Here is a 13,793-nt window from a genome sequence, read left to right as displayed (position 1 = left end):
ATAGAAGTTGTATTTATTAAAGGTATAAAGTACATAGCCAGGTTTACCACTGTTGAATTATAATACAAACCTGATCATCTCGTAAGGCAAATTCCTTGGCTCCCCATGGACGAACGGATACTTCTTTCAGATTGGGATGAAGAAATTCCGGATGAGAGGCAGACACTTTTTCATATACCTCTTCAATATTATGGGTGACCAATCTAAACTCTGGATTATGTTCTTTTGCCAGTTTGGGGTGTTCAAAAAGAAAAATACTTAATCCGTCTTTGTTCAGCACACAAAATGGCTGGTCGGATTTTATTTCATTGTGGCCAATGGTAAATTCCAGGCAGTCGACAAACATTTTCAATCCACTGTTTATATCAACATAATAAACATTCGGAATAAGCTTTTCAAAATTCATTGATAAAAGTTTTCGCCTTTATTTAGGTCGATTATGCCAAATTAAATTTCCTGGAGTCGGATTTTGTGTTTGTCCAGAAATTTAAATATTTGGTTTGCCTGACCTCAAAGGCCATAGGACTATAAAGTTCATAGTGGCATTTGCATCTTGTTGCTGCTGTTTTATTATTCCTTCCTTTTGGCAGGCTCTGAAGTAATGTCTTTAAATAATAGCATTTTCCCTATCTCGGATGAAGCCCCAGGGTAAAAGCCTGTTTCCTTTACAAATTCTTTGGGATTGCGGAATGTTCCGAATATTATATCGAATAACGGAAGGTCGGAATAGTTATAGGCGTGAACCCCTTTTTCGTGGTGTAAAGAATGGGATTCTGGTCGCTGGAAAATATAACCTGTCCATTGGGGGGTCTTAATATTGGTGTGTTGAATAACGGCCAGAAATGTGGCACCGTAGATGGCGTATATAGTTGCCTGTGGGGTGAATCCGGCAATCCAAACCATGGCAAGACTTGTTAAGAATGTAAATCCAATCATGTCCATTAAGCTAAAATAGAAAGCGCCATATGTATCCACTCGCTCTGCACTGTGATGCATTTGATGGAATACACGCCACAACAAATGACTTTTATGCATGGCTCTATGCCAGACGTAGACACCAAGTTCGTAAAGAAACAGGGCGATCAAACCACCCCAATAATGACCAAGTTGGGTAAGGTCAAATATCTTGTAGGCGGCTAAATAGTCGTTCCAGATAAGTGGAAGGTAGGACGATACAAAGAAATAAATAGTAAAGGCTATTATCCCTTTTAGTTTCCAATATTTTATAGTAGGTAATTTTCGTCCCGGCACAGTTGCTTCGGCGATCAGTAATACCAGGAAAATCGAAATGACGATTATGGAAGCCGGGTCAGTCAGTATCTGCCAGGGGGTGGGAAGGTGTGAAAGTTTTTCAAACATATGCGTTGGTTTTGGTTGGTCTAAAATATTTTGGAGGAAGGGAGTAAAAATAAGGAATAAGAAATGGAAAATAAGGAATAAAAAGCAGGGTAGCCACTGGCTATCGCAAACTGGGGCATCTGGATTGAAGGGAGATTCGGTGACAATCGTCGTTGCACCTCTGCAGGGGTATATAAAGCCACCAAATCATAAGGAGATATTGTGCTCTTTGTTTGTTGGAAAGGTTTCCCTCGAGTACCGGGTCTGCAATGCTTTAAAAAAACTACTTTTCTAAGAATTGATTAATTGCCATAATTAAATCGGGGTGTAACGGAAGTGCTGCATTATTATAGGTACTCATATTTTCACTTACATCATTTGAAGATTTTTTAAGCACATGATTCATACCTTCAATAATTTTCAATGTAGAATTCTGTGAATTATTGCTCATTTCAGTTGCACCTTCTACTGTTATTTGTAAGTCGCTGGTACCTTGTATTACTAAAATTGGGCAGTTTATTTTAGTTATTTCCACCCTTGGGTTATATCTCATGAATGAGATAAAATAGTCTTGCGTTTTTGGGTTGAACAAACTATTTAAATAGGCGGGCACTTCATTTACTTTTATTTCATTTTTCAGGCTGTCAAGTATTGGGTATGCGGCATCCCTTACAACTTTTGGCTGGTTTGATAATTGTCTTTTGACTGTAGTATAGGCATCTTCTGACAAGCCCGCCAAAGATATGAATCTGTTCACTTTGGTTTTTTGAACAGCCATCATACCTACTAACGCTCCCTGACTATGGCCGATAACAGTAATATCAGCATATTTCTTCTTTAAAAAATTAATCCATTCAATCGCATCTGTGACATATTGTTCAAAGCGTAAATTTTCCGATTTCAGAGAGTCGGAATTACTCTTACCCACTCCTCTTTTATCATATCTTAATGTACAGTAACCTAAAACCGATAATTCTTCTGCAAGCATTTTAAGGCAATTGTTAACATATACAGGTTTTGTGTTTCCATCTCTATCTGTTGAACCTGAGCCAACAATAATAAGTATTGCTCTGTTTGTCTGTTTTGCGGGGGTAATTATAGTTCCATACATTTCTATATTACCAGACCTTAGCTTAATTTCTTCTTGAGCCCGGATAGAAGTAAATAAGCAAATGATTAGAATGATTAAAATAGAACGTCTCATATGATTTATCTTTTAGAATCAGTTTTATATTTATTTAGTAACAGTTCTTGCGAATTTCTTAATTGCTGCCTTCTTCTTTGTATTCTGCTTTTCTGCCAAACCCAATGTTATGCGAAAGTGTCAAGCAAACTACTTGTGTTAAAACTAAATTTGCCACTATCTCTGCTGAAATCTTAGTGTGTTGCAGTCAGGGTCTGTTACATAAAATTCCCTGGTTCCCCAGGTCTGGTTTAATGGCCCCTGATGAATTGGTGATTCTGACTTAGTTGAGATATCCAGACCTCTTTGAATATATTTTTGGAAAAGCGAGTCGATATTTTCTACAACTATATTGGTCACATTACCAGATAACCCGTCGATTGTTGACAGCATGAGTTCAGCGTTCCCATTTGATAGAACAACAACGACATCATCTGGTGTACTTTCTGCGGATAGTTCAAAATCCAGGGTTTCAGTATAGAAGGCTATAGCTTTCTTCATGCTGGTACAGCGAAAAAGCGGGATCATTTTCATAAACTTTAAAAAATTTATTTTAGGATATCTCCGGTTGTATGTTCGCTTTTTATCTTGGGAATTTGAATGGATTAAATGTGTCCGACTTGGTGCGGCGGCTAATTAATTCTGTGCTCTAAATTCGTTTGGCGTCATTCCTGTTTTTTGTTTGAAAAGTCTTGTAAAATGTTGCGGATACTTAAAACCTAATTCATATGCTACTTCGCTTATAGATCTGTTAACATTAAAAATTCGTTCTTTAGCAACAGTAATTACTTTGGCTTTAATGTATTCTTGCGCTGATTGTCCCGTTTCTTTTTTAATAAGGTCGCCAAAATATCCGGCTGATAAATTCATTTCCTTTGCACAGTCGGCTACTGAAGGTAAGCCTGTAGTTTGTGGTTTGTCGCTCTGAAAATAGCCATTAAGTAAGGTCTCAAATTTCTCTAAAATTCCCTGATGTACTTTGTCGCGGGTAATAAATTGTCTGTCGTAAAAACGGGTACAATAGTTAAGTAACAATTCAATGTTATCCACCAATAACTTTTTGCTGTGCTTGTCAACGGCATGCTCCAGTTCGTATTCTATTTTTGAAAAACAATCTAACACAATTTTTCTTTCACGCTCTGACAAGTGCAGTGCTTCATTGGATTGATAGGAAAAGAACGTATAATCCTGTATATTCCTGCCAAGAGAAGTGCCATATATTAAATCGGGATGAAAAACCAATGCATACCCTTTGGGTTGATAGGTTTCGCCATGGCTGTCAACAGTAACAACCTGCCCCGGAGCAATAAATACCATTGTCCCTTCCTGATAATCATACATTGCCCGGCCGTATCGCAGGTCACCACATTTTACATCTTTTAAGAAAACGGTGTAAAAACCAAAATACATATTGGAAGCTTGCCTTGGTGCCGCTTTCGACAAATCAATAACGCTCACCAGCGGATGCAATGTTTCTTTTTGGTTGAAAATATTATATTCTGTGATTATCTCGAACCGTCTTATTTTTTCCATAAAACTCCAATTTCAAAGGTTAAAGCTACTGTTTTCCTGAGTTTCTCATTGATAGGCATTCCCCAATCAGCGAAAATGGTATGCAAAACCGTAATCTGTATACAAGTTCTTCAGATAATTATGGTAACCTTTGCGTATAAGCCATTAGGCTATTGATTGAACTTTTCTATCCTAAATCTCCCTAAGAAACATATATGGATAATGTAAATAAAAAAGAAACAGGCTTCAGCCGCCGTGACCTTTTTAAAACAAGTTTAGTACTTGCAGGTGGGGCCTTGATGCCTACCGCTTGTTCTGTGCAGACAAACAGCCAAACTAATATTTCCGGCAATCAACCGGCCAAGCTTTTTGACAAGCGTAAGCTGGGGAAGCTCGAAGTGTCAAGCATTGGAATGGGTGTTCAGAATATGCATCGACAATTCCACACACAAGTGCCTTATCGTCCTGAAATGATTGAAATTCTACGGGCTGCTTATGACCAGGGCGTCACATTTTTTGATTGTGCAGAAGCCTACGGCCCGCACGAAAATGAACGGATACTGGGTGAGGCCATTCAATCTTTTCGGAACAAAGTGGTGATTACTTCCAAATTTGGCTGGAACATTGACCTCGAAACCGGCAGGCGGCTTCCTGGGCACAATAGCAAGCCGGAGCATATCAGGCTTGCGGTTGAGGGTTCACTCAAACGGCTCCGTACCGACCGTATTGATTTGGTGTACCAGCACCGGGTAGACCCAGATGTGCCCATTGAGGATGTTGCTGGCGCAGTTAAAGACCTGATGGATGCAGGCAAGGTACTTCATTGGGGGTTATCCGAGCCGGGACTGCAAACAATACGGAGGGCTCATGCTACACTGCCACTAACCGCTATACAAAACGAATACTCGATGATATGGCGGGAGCCTGAGAAGGAGGTGATACCGCTGTGCGAAGAGTTAGGCATTGGCTTTGTTCCCTGGTGGCCGCTCGCTTGCCAATTGCTGACTGGTTGGATAGATGCCAACACGAGATTTGCTCCTGGTGACATACGGGCAGGCACCACGAGGTACGCACCGGAAAATTTACCGCAGAATTTAAAGCTGGTGGACTTGATAAAGACCTGGGCGGAGCGCAAAGGTGCTGCTCCGGCACAGATTGCCCTTGCCTGGTTAATGGCTCAAAAGCCTTGGATTGTTCCCATACCCGGAACAACCAGCATGACGCACATGAAACAGAACAGTCGTGCACACACCATAAAATTTACGGACGAAGAATTGACAGTTTTAAACGCAGCAGTCAGAGACATTGAAATCAAGGGGCAGCGTCTGCCGGATGCGATATTGGCTTTCTCCGGCGTGGAAGCACCCATAAAAAAATAACTGGAAAGAGCGATTTTAAAACGAAAAGAAGCGATACATATGAAATTACCTCTCATTGGGCTTTTTCTTTTACTGGCCGGTAAACCATCCGCCTTTGCACAATCAGCAGGTGACAGCGTTTCAAAGGAGAAATACAGCAGGTCAGAACAGGAACTCATCAAGCTGTCAAATGCCAAGTGGAATTGGATGGCCAATAAGAATATGGAACCCCTATCGGCCTTGTTTCATGAAAAATCCATGTTCGTACACATGGGTGGAAGCTGGGGAAAAGACCAGGAATTAGAGGTTATCAAAAGCGGTACTATTTGGTACAAGAAAGCTCAGGTTTATTCAGTGACTGTGAATATAATTGGCAACACGGCAATTTTGCTAAACGACATCGACCTGGTGGCCGTGGTGGGCGGGAATGAAGTGGCCAATCCGTTTCTGGTTACAGAAGTGTACCTGAAGGAAAAAAGTGGCTGGAAAATGGGGTCACTTACTTTTTCCAGGCTTATACGACCGCTCCGGATAACGAAAAAGATGACGCTGGAAAAGGTTTGGGAGTCCGATTCGCTTAGCCTGAAAGGACCGGAGTCTGTTCTTTATGATTCGACATCAAACACCTTGTATGCTTCCAGCATGAATGCGGGTGCCATCGTCCTTTTGGATACCTCCGGAAAGATTATACAGAAGGATTGGGTAACCGGGCTCTTATCCAATAAAGGCTCGGCTTTGTACAACGGGTTTTTTTATACAGCCGAAACAACAGCTGTGGCTGTTGTTGACCCTAAAACTGCAATGGTGGTAAAACGAATTCCGGTAGAAGGAGCTGTAATGTTGAACGACCTGGCAATAGATTCAAAAGGAACAATTTACGTAACCGATACCCGTGCAGGTAAGGTGTACCGGATAGAAGGCAACAAGCCTGCCCTTTACCTCGAAAGCATGTCCGGTGCAAACGGTTTGTTGACGGTTGGTACGGACTTGTTTGTTCTCACTTCAACCAGTTTTTTAAAAGTGGATGTCAGTAAATCAGTCACCACCATTGCGGACGATTTTGAAAGTGGCCTTGACGGTATTGTGATGCTTGCCGAAAATGAGTTTGTCATCAGTAACTATCGGGGCATCCTTTACCATGTTAAAACAGATGGAACAAAACAGATTTTGTTAGATACACGTGCAAATGGAATCATGTCCAACGATATTAGTTTTAACAGCAAAACAAAAACGCTGTATGTCCCTTCATTTAGAACAAACCAGGTGATTGCTTACAAAGTGCAATACTTTTACTAATCAAACTTCTTTCAATTTTTAGGGTCATAAAAAGTAAAAAAATAGAAGGAATCATAGACGATGATTTCATTCTGAGTGGGCTGCTGTTTGAGGTGACATACAACGTGGCGGCTTGGCGCAGGCCGTTGTTTTAAGGTTATTTCCAGCGCAGTCTCACTACAAAGAGTTTTTACCAGGGGCCGAGCCAGCACGGTTTTAGGCTTGCACCAAACCGCCCTGTTATGGGCAGTCAATTAGGTTTATAGTTCTAGTAACTGTTGAAGAGTTTTAGGTAAAAAAGTTTCTTTGATGTGCCAAACAATGGCATAGTCAATGCCAGAGTAGTCGTGGACTATTCTGTTTCTAAAGCCTCTTATTCTATGCCATTCTATATCGGGATGGTCATCTTTAAAGTCTTCAGGTAGTCGGTTTGCTGCTTCTCCAATTATTTCAAAATTTCTGATTACGGCATCCAAGGTCTTTGCGTCTGACAGGAATTGGTCATAGGTGAGTCCAGCCGTATACGACAATATCTTTTGCGAACTATCGATCATGTCTCCAATTAATAGCTGTGCATTCCGCTTAGACATAAACAATTTCCCTTTCTATTGCTCGGAAAAAGGGTTTCTTGACCCCATTTTTTGAAACCAGGTCAACCTTTCGCTGTATTTGGGATTCCAAGTAGTCCGCCAAGTCAACAAATTCAATCCCAATTGGTTGCGAGAACTCAACTATGATATCCACATCACTTTTTGATGGGGAGAAGTCGTCTCGTACTATAGACCCAAAGAGTCCAATTGTTTTGACATGAAATTTGTTAACAAGTTCGGGTTTGACTCGTTGTAACTGCTCCTTTATGATAACTAGATTGGTCATTAATACAAAGATAGTGTTTGTTCCTGATTGCCCATAACGTGGCGGCTTGGCGCAGGGTGTTGGTCAGCGTATCTGTCTGCCGGAACCTCAGCCGATGGTTGTTATTTGATGATATTTTGTACTGAAGCCGAACAGAATTCCGTCCAGCCGGAACCAAAGCCTAATAGCGATTTGAAGATGATTGCTTATTCGTCCAGCCAGCCTTGCTGCCGAGCCGGATGTTGGGCGTAGCCTTTACTTATCTTCAAGAGGCTTAAAGTTTTCAGAAAGTAAAAATATTGAAAAGCTTTTAAGTTCGGTTTCAATTTTGCTTGCAGAACTTTCTCTGGATATTTTTTTAAATATGTAGCCAATGTCAAAAAAGGCGTTATGATCTTTAAATTCTTCTGTCAGTTCTTTGAATCTCTTTTTAGGAATAGGCTCGGAGTCGACTAAGAATTGAAATCGGACAAATTTAGAGTCGCCAACTATTATGTCAGCTATTACAGGAATATCATTTATTACCCCAAACTTAACCTCCTCGGTAAACCTAAGTTTTGTCTCTTGATATATATAGGAATTCTTAAAATTTGACTGATCGAAAAAGCTTTTAAGATTTTTCTTGTTAAATCTTATTCTTTTGCGTCTAAAGTTATAAAGTCCCAATAAAAACGCAAATGTTATAGAAAAGACAACAATGAAAGTTGAAAAAATAAGTCCAAATAAAAATCCGGTCGAAATGGATACTTTGTCCCCTCTTGCTGGAAGTACTTGTGACAATATTGTAATAAACAACAAAAAGGTCGCCCAAATTATGATAAGAGGTTTTAAAGGCTTATGCTTATTTAAATTATAATACTCTTTCCACATAAGGTTACGCCCAACGCATCGATTTATGTAATTGGCTGCAAAATTGAAAAAATTAATCAATTAATCCTCACTCGGTTGCTGGTTGGATTGTTGTATTTCCTATTGTAACAATCGGGCACAGATTGTTTTCAATTATGGAAAATGTTTGGTTCAGACTCCCTTTCTTAAAATTGCGCACTTCGTGCACCTCAGTCACAGGCCGAGTTTTTAATGTATTCTAAATCAATAGTTACGGGGATGGATGGTGGGGTTTTGCAGGATCTGGATAAGGCCTCTTAAATGTAAGAAATTTTGAGAGATTTGGTTATGGATTTTAATATTTAGCTATTATTTAAAATATGATGAGATCCACATATTGAGTATAACAGTGGAAAAACTCAAATTTCATTTTCAGCTATATTTACAATTCTTGGTTTTGACACCAGTATATATATGAAACTTAATTTATTCCTTCAAAAATGGAAATATGAGTTGCTCCTTTTTGCCCTGGCGCAGCACCTCTTTATTGGAATATTTCTGAAAGACCTCCCTTTTTATACAACCGTAATCTGGCCCATCAACATGCTTATCCTGGGACCCGCCAGTGTAGGCATTTTTATGGATAAAGGAAAATGGAAGAACCGGATCCGCTGGGTGCTTTTCCTCCTGGTGCTGGCCCTGCCGATCGGATTGCCCTTTTTTCGAAATTTGCCTGATTATTACATCTATTTAAACCTGACCTATGTGGCTTTTTTTTCCTTTATTTTATGGGAGTTAATGCGTTTTCTGATCAAACCAGGGTATATCAATGTCGATATCATCGTGGCCTCGGCCTGTGGGTACTTTCTCTTTATTGAAATCGCCACATTTCTATTCCAGTTTTTTTATTACCAGGATCCCAACTGTTTTAAGGGAATTGATGCCTATAACCCAGCCTCGGTGTATATGGACCTCGTTTATTTCAGCTCCATTACACTGACCAGTATCGGATATGGGGATATCTTGCCCAATGCCCACTATACCTAACTTATTGCCTCGGTATTTGGTATTGCAGGCCAATTTTATTCGGTGGTCTTAGTTGGTATTTTGGTCAGTAAATTCGTTTCAAAATCTGAAAAGTAATGCATGCCGGAAAATCATATAAACTGACAGAGTTTCTGTTGTGGACCCGGAGGAATATTTACAAATCCATGATCATAAGTATTATCCCGGTTGTCCTGTTTCAGGTATTTGATCAGAAGTGGATTGCCCTGCCCTGGGCCATCGTAGCCATGGTAGGTACAGCCGCCGCTTTTATCGTTGGTTTCCGGAATTCACAGACCTATAACCGTACCTGGGAAGCACGTCAGATCTGGGGTTCGATTTTAAACCTGAGCCGGTCCTGGGGTACCATGTCAAGGGATTTTATCCATAATCCGGATGCCTCCCGAAAGCTAATCTATCGCCACTTTGCCTGGCTTACCGCCTTACGATATGCCATGCGGGATAGCCGTACCTGGGAGACCGTTAACCTGGAGCATAATAAAGAATACCAACAGTTTTATGATATTCCGGAAAGAGCTACTTCCCTGGAGGAAGAACTCGGCAAATACCTCGAACCCGGGGAATTGACCTATATCCTGAACACAAAGAACAAGGCAGCCCAACTCCTCAGCCTTCAAAGTAAAGCCACCCGCGAACTTTTTGATAATAAGCTGATCGATGAATATCGGTTTGTCGAACTTCAACGGGCCATTAAGGATTTGTTTGATGCGCAGGGCAGGAGCGAGCGTATCAAGAATTTTCCCTACCCACGCCAGTTTTCTACCATCAGCAAATTCCTGGTCTGGTTGTTCTGTATCATGCTCCCGTTTAGCCTGCTGAAAGAGTTTGATAAACTTAACGAAGGGGTTACCGGCCTTTTGCAGGGACATATGGTCTGGTTGGCCGTACCCTTTAGTGTGTTGATCGCTTGTGTATTTACTTCGCTGGACCAGGTGGGGGAAAGTACAGAGAACCCCTTTGAAGGGAGCGCCAACGATGTCCCCATTTCCCAGATCAGCCGGACCATTGAGATCGATATGCGGGAGATGCTGGGAGAAACCGATCTTCCTCCCGCTCTGACACCAAAAAACAGTATCATTCTTTAAAAAATCATTTTTGCTTATGAAGAAGAGAGTCCGACTGGATATCATGCGCAAATATTACCCCAACGCGATCACAACGATCGATAGCGTCAATAACCTGATCGATTTTGTGGAATCTGATCTGGACCTGGATCCCACGCAGATCATGCTGGCGGATAGTATTTGCAGTGATGATGTGAATAGTATTCAATACCCGGCCCGGACAAAAGAATTCCTGGGACCTTTCAAAATGGGTGGACTCGATGGCTTTCCTTTTACCGGGCTAACAGGAATGGGTGCCTTTGCCAGCCATGTACCGGAAGAAGGCGCTGTTTTTATTTATTATGGACCCCATATTGGTATCACTAAAGGAGGGATCATTGGAGAGATTCACCGGCATGGACAAACGCATAGCAGTGGCTGTTGTGGCGCGGCCAGAGGGGCCTTGAATAAATTACTGAATGATCAGATCCAGCCAGGACTCATCACAGAACTGGATTATCAAATGAATACCATCGAGCAAATATTGCTCAAAGAGAAGGACCGTATCCTGAAAGCGGCCATTCCAATTCAGGAGGCAACGGAAGTAATTTACGAAGCAATAGATGCGCGTATCAACGAACTGGTTGCCAATACTTCTTTTAGTTGTAAATACGTCATCCTTATGGGGGCCATTTTGATCAATAGCGATACAGACATGGGTTCTTACTCATCCACCAGAAGATTTGATGTGATCCATGTGGCAGAAGGACGCCGGGAAAGCCGGTAGGAAAATTGAGTTATTCCAGTCGTGGGTGTATTAATTTGTGTGGCTTTTATTGTCATTTCATTTTGATGTACATTTAGAAATCCTGAAGATTAATTGGCCCCAAAATGAAATGACATGATCAAAAGAGGCGCCTGTTTCTTTTTACTGGCATTATTTTTCATCCCCCGTTTCAGCCTGTCACAAGACTGGCAAAAAACAGAACTTGGCATTAAAGCCAACATGCAATCTCTTTCGCTGGAATTGCAATTCTTTAGTCCCTCCACAGTAAGGGTCATTAAATCACCCGCTGGAAATAAGTTTTCAAAGCAGAGCCTTTCTGTTATCCAGACACCACGGCAAGTAGCCTTCACGGTAAAGCAAAAAGGGAACTGGCTAAACCTGCAAACCTCCCAATTGAAACTGGGCATAAACCTGGAATCGGGAACTATTTCCTTTTCCGATAGTAAGAGCGGATTACTACTGAAAGAAAAGGAGGGGAGTGCAAAATTCACCCCATTCGACGATGCGGGTAATCAAACGTACAATGTGGTTCAGTCATACCTGTTGGATCCCGAAGAGGCCATCTATGGACTGGGCATTCAACAACAAGGTCGCATGAACCAGCGAAATGTGTCGTTGAACATGGTACAAGGAAATACGGACGACTACATTCCCTTCTTTCAATCCGTAAAGGGGTATGGTTTATTCTGGGATAATTATTCTCCTACCAAATTTCAGGACAATCAGGAAGGCACTACATTCCAGTCAGAGGTGGGCGATTGTATTGATTATTATTTCATGTACGGTGGTAATGCCGATGGGGTCATTGCCAATATGCGGGAGCTTACCGGACAGGCGCCGATGTTCCCTTTGTGGACATACGGATTCTTCCAAAGTAAAGAACGGTATAAAAGCCAGGATGAATTATTGAGTGTGGTGAAAAAATACCGCCAATTGGGCGTTCCGCTGGATGGTATCATCCAGGACTGGCAATACTGGGGGAGTAATTATTTGTGGAATGCCATGGAATTTTTAAATGCGGATTTTCCTGATCCACAAAAGATGGTTAATGATGTTCACCGGTTAAAAGCCCATCTGACCATTTCTATCTGGAACTCTTTTGGCCCTCAAACAAAGCAGTATAAGGAACTGGAAAAGATCGGGGCGCTTATGAATTTTGCCACCTGGCCTCAGTCTGGTTCGGATAAGTGGCCACCCAACCGCGATTACCCTTCCGGTGTCCGGGTTTATGATCCATACAATCCGGCAGCCAGAGATATTTATTGGAAATACCTGAAGTATATGCATGACCTGGGTATCGATGCGTGGTGGATGGATTCCTCCGAACCGGATCATCTTGATTTCAAACCCTCTGATCTGGACAATAAAACCCATCTTGGCTCTTTCCGAAAAGTGCGTAATGCCTTTCCGCTTATGACCGTTGGCGGAGTCTATACACACCAAAGGGCCGTGGATTCCGGCAAAAGAGTATTCATATTAACACGTTCTGCCTTTGCGGGACAACAACGATATGGCGCCAATACCTGGTCGGGTGATGTTACCTCTTCCTGGAAGGCCTTGCGTAACCAGATTTCCGGAGGATTGAATTTCTCGCTGAGTGGCATCCCTTATTGGAATGCGGACATTGGAGGATTTTTCCTGAACCGGTTTCCCCGGAAATTAGAAGACCCTGAGTATCGGGAATTGTATGTTCGATGGCTGGAATTTGGCGCCTTTACGCCCATGATGCGTTCGCACGGTGCCGATGCACCCCGCGAGATCTATCAATTCGGACAAAAAGGCACCAAATACTATGACGCGATTGAAAAATACATTCACCTTCGTTACCGATTGCTTCCCTATATCTATTCCACTTCCCGGGACGTTACAGCTAATCATTCAAGTATGATGCGTGCGCTGGTGATGGACTTTCCAACGGATAAAAATGCATGGGACATCAACGATGAATACCTCTTTGGGAAATCGATCCTGGTAAGCCCGGTTACCATACCTCAGTATGTTAAACCTGGATTGAATGGAAAGGATACCGTACAGGTAGAGGATTTCAGCTCCATCGGTTCAAAAGAAACCTATCTGCCTGCAGGCGCTGATTGGTTTGATTTCTGGACAGGTGAAAAATCGTCGGGTGGAACAAAAGTGTCCAAACAAACGCCATTGGATATTCTGCCTCTTTATGTAAGATCGGGCTCCATTCTGCCTCTCGCCCCATCGGTGCAATACGCGGAAGAAAAGAAATGGGATGAATTGGAGTTGCGGATCTATCCGGGAGCCAATGGAAAGTTTGTGTTGTACGAAGATGAGAATGATAATTACAATTATGAAAAAGGTGTTTTCTCTACCATCGAATTTAATTGGGACGATAAGAAACATGTTCTGGCGATTGGCGACAGAAAGGGTTCTTTCCCAGGAATGCTGGAGAGCCGGAAATTCAGGATCGTTGTGGTAGGACCGCAGACGGGTGGGGGAGGGAACCTGGTTGACCAACCCGACCAGATAGTCACCTACACCGGTCAAAAACAAGTAATAGCGATTAGAAAAAATTAATGCGT

General features: G+C 41.9%; 14 protein-coding genes. 6 read left to right on the top strand and 8 right to left on the bottom strand.

Features of this window, described 5'->3' with window-relative positions:
- Nucleotides 1-43: 43 nt before the first annotated feature.
- The 5 genes from J0M30_12455 to J0M30_12435 form a co-directional block, all read right to left on the bottom strand.
- Nucleotides 44-406: a hypothetical protein gene (locus tag J0M30_12455; protein ID MBN8668306.1), complete on the bottom strand. Its 363-nt coding sequence runs from the start codon at nucleotides 404-406 to the stop codon at nucleotides 44-46.
- Nucleotides 407-570: 164 nt separating this feature from the next.
- On the bottom strand, nucleotides 571-1,359 hold the full coding sequence (locus J0M30_12450) for a sterol desaturase family protein (GenBank protein MBN8668305.1): 789 nt from the start codon (nucleotides 1,357-1,359) through the stop codon (nucleotides 571-573).
- A gap of 262 nt (nucleotides 1,360-1,621) precedes the next feature.
- Entirely contained in the window at nucleotides 1,622-2,542 is a 921-nt protein-coding gene (locus J0M30_12445) for an alpha/beta fold hydrolase (GenBank protein MBN8668304.1), read from the bottom strand.
- A 156-nt stretch (nucleotides 2,543-2,698) separates the two neighbouring features.
- Nucleotides 2,699-3,055: a VOC family protein gene (locus J0M30_12440; protein ID MBN8668303.1), complete on the bottom strand. Its 357-nt coding sequence runs from the start codon at nucleotides 3,053-3,055 to the stop codon at nucleotides 2,699-2,701.
- Between the two features lie 102 nt (nucleotides 3,056-3,157).
- Nucleotides 3,158-4,054 (bottom strand): helix-turn-helix transcriptional regulator, encoded by an 897-nt coding sequence (locus J0M30_12435; protein MBN8668302.1) that lies wholly within the window; start codon nucleotides 4,052-4,054, stop codon nucleotides 3,158-3,160.
- Between the two features lie 278 nt (nucleotides 4,055-4,332).
- On the opposite strand from J0M30_12435, the gene J0M30_12430 reads away from it, so the two are divergent.
- Nucleotides 4,333-5,412 carry an aldo/keto reductase gene (locus J0M30_12430; protein MBN8668301.1) on the top strand — a complete coding sequence of 360 codons (1,080 nt, stop codon included), beginning with the start codon at nucleotides 4,333-4,335 and terminating at the stop codon, nucleotides 5,410-5,412.
- 39 nt (nucleotides 5,413-5,451) lie between these two features.
- Nucleotides 5,452-6,687 carry a DUF4440 domain-containing protein gene (locus J0M30_12425; GenBank protein ID MBN8668300.1) on the top strand — a complete coding sequence of 412 codons (1,236 nt, stop codon included), beginning with the start codon at nucleotides 5,452-5,454 and terminating at the stop codon, nucleotides 6,685-6,687.
- Nucleotides 6,688-6,926: 239 nt separating this feature from the next.
- Here J0M30_12425 and J0M30_12420 read toward each other — a convergent pair whose 3' ends face one another.
- The 3 genes from J0M30_12420 to J0M30_12410 all read right to left on the bottom strand — a co-directional run bounded on the left by J0M30_12420 (nucleotide 6,927) and on the right by J0M30_12410 (nucleotide 8,391).
- Nucleotides 6,927-7,220, bottom strand: a complete 294-nt coding sequence (locus J0M30_12420; GenBank protein MBN8668299.1) for a DUF86 domain-containing protein — start codon at nucleotides 7,218-7,220, stop codon at nucleotides 6,927-6,929.
- Between the two features lie 28 nt (nucleotides 7,221-7,248).
- Complete coding sequence (locus J0M30_12415) at nucleotides 7,249-7,542, bottom strand: nucleotidyltransferase family protein (GenBank protein ID MBN8668298.1); 294 nt, start codon at nucleotides 7,540-7,542, stop codon at nucleotides 7,249-7,251.
- 234 nt (nucleotides 7,543-7,776) lie between these two features.
- Nucleotides 7,777-8,391, bottom strand: a complete 615-nt coding sequence (locus tag J0M30_12410; protein ID MBN8668297.1) for a hypothetical protein — start codon at nucleotides 8,389-8,391, stop codon at nucleotides 7,777-7,779.
- Between the two features lie 432 nt (nucleotides 8,392-8,823).
- Here J0M30_12410 and J0M30_12405 point away from each other — a divergent pair, with 432 nt between their 5' ends.
- The 4 genes from J0M30_12405 to J0M30_12390 all read left to right on the top strand — a co-directional run bounded on the left by J0M30_12405 (nucleotide 8,824) and on the right by J0M30_12390 (nucleotide 13,788).
- Nucleotides 8,824-9,396, top strand: coding sequence for a hypothetical protein (locus J0M30_12405; protein ID MBN8668296.1), 573 nt, complete (start codon nucleotides 8,824-8,826; stop codon nucleotides 9,394-9,396).
- Nucleotides 9,397-9,560: 164 nt separating this feature from the next.
- A complete protein-coding gene (locus J0M30_12400; GenBank protein ID MBN8668295.1) occupies nucleotides 9,561-10,499 on the top strand; it encodes a hypothetical protein in 939 nt (312 codons plus the stop codon).
- 16 nt (nucleotides 10,500-10,515) lie between these two features.
- The gene (locus tag J0M30_12395) at nucleotides 10,516-11,244 is read left to right on the top strand and encodes a hypothetical protein (GenBank protein ID MBN8668294.1); all 729 of its coding nucleotides are present in this window, start codon (nucleotides 10,516-10,518) and stop codon (nucleotides 11,242-11,244) included.
- A 114-nt stretch (nucleotides 11,245-11,358) separates the two neighbouring features.
- The gene (locus tag J0M30_12390; protein ID MBN8668293.1) at nucleotides 11,359-13,788 is read left to right on the top strand and encodes a DUF5110 domain-containing protein; all 2,430 of its coding nucleotides are present in this window, start codon (nucleotides 11,359-11,361) and stop codon (nucleotides 13,786-13,788) included.
- Nucleotides 13,789-13,793 lie beyond the last annotated feature (5 nt).

This window comes from Chitinophagales bacterium, from assembly GCA_017303415.1.
Taxonomy (GTDB): domain Bacteria; phylum Bacteroidota; class Bacteroidia; order Chitinophagales; family Chitinophagaceae; genus SpSt-398.
Note: the sequence above shows the minus strand (reverse complement) of the source record. Positions and strands in the feature narration are given on the sequence as shown.

Excerpts from the sequence above, each read along its gene's own strand:
- J0M30_12455 (MBN8668306.1), bottom strand. The coding sequence starts at position 406 with ATGAATTTTGAAAAGCTTATTCCGAATGTTTATTATGTTGATATAAAC.
- J0M30_12450 (MBN8668305.1), bottom strand. The coding sequence starts at position 1,359 with ATGTTTGAAAAACTTTCACACCTTCCCACCCCCTGGCAGATACTGACT.
- J0M30_12445 (MBN8668304.1), bottom strand. The coding sequence starts at position 2,542 with ATGAGACGTTCTATTTTAATCATTCTAATCATTTGCTTATTTACTTCT.
- J0M30_12440 (MBN8668303.1), bottom strand. The coding sequence starts at position 3,055 with ATGAAAATGATCCCGCTTTTTCGCTGTACCAGCATGAAGAAAGCTATA.
- J0M30_12435 (MBN8668302.1), bottom strand. The coding sequence starts at position 4,054 with ATGGAAAAAATAAGACGGTTCGAGATAATCACAGAATATAATATTTTC.
- J0M30_12430 (MBN8668301.1), top strand. The coding sequence starts at position 4,333 with ATGCCTACCGCTTGTTCTGTGCAGACAAACAGCCAAACTAATATTTCC.
- J0M30_12425 (MBN8668300.1), top strand. The coding sequence starts at position 5,452 with ATGAAATTACCTCTCATTGGGCTTTTTCTTTTACTGGCCGGTAAACCA.
- J0M30_12420 (MBN8668299.1), bottom strand. The coding sequence starts at position 7,220 with ATGATCGATAGTTCGCAAAAGATATTGTCGTATACGGCTGGACTCACC.
- J0M30_12415 (MBN8668298.1), bottom strand. The coding sequence starts at position 7,542 with ATGACCAATCTAGTTATCATAAAGGAGCAGTTACAACGAGTCAAACCC.
- J0M30_12410 (MBN8668297.1), bottom strand. The coding sequence starts at position 8,391 with ATGTGGAAAGAGTATTATAATTTAAATAAGCATAAGCCTTTAAAACCT.
- J0M30_12405 (MBN8668296.1), top strand. The coding sequence starts at position 8,824 with ATGAAACTTAATTTATTCCTTCAAAAATGGAAATATGAGTTGCTCCTT.
- J0M30_12400 (MBN8668295.1), top strand. The coding sequence starts at position 9,561 with ATGATCATAAGTATTATCCCGGTTGTCCTGTTTCAGGTATTTGATCAG.
- J0M30_12395 (MBN8668294.1), top strand. The coding sequence starts at position 10,516 with ATGAAGAAGAGAGTCCGACTGGATATCATGCGCAAATATTACCCCAAC.
- J0M30_12390 (MBN8668293.1), top strand. The coding sequence starts at position 11,359 with ATGATCAAAAGAGGCGCCTGTTTCTTTTTACTGGCATTATTTTTCATC.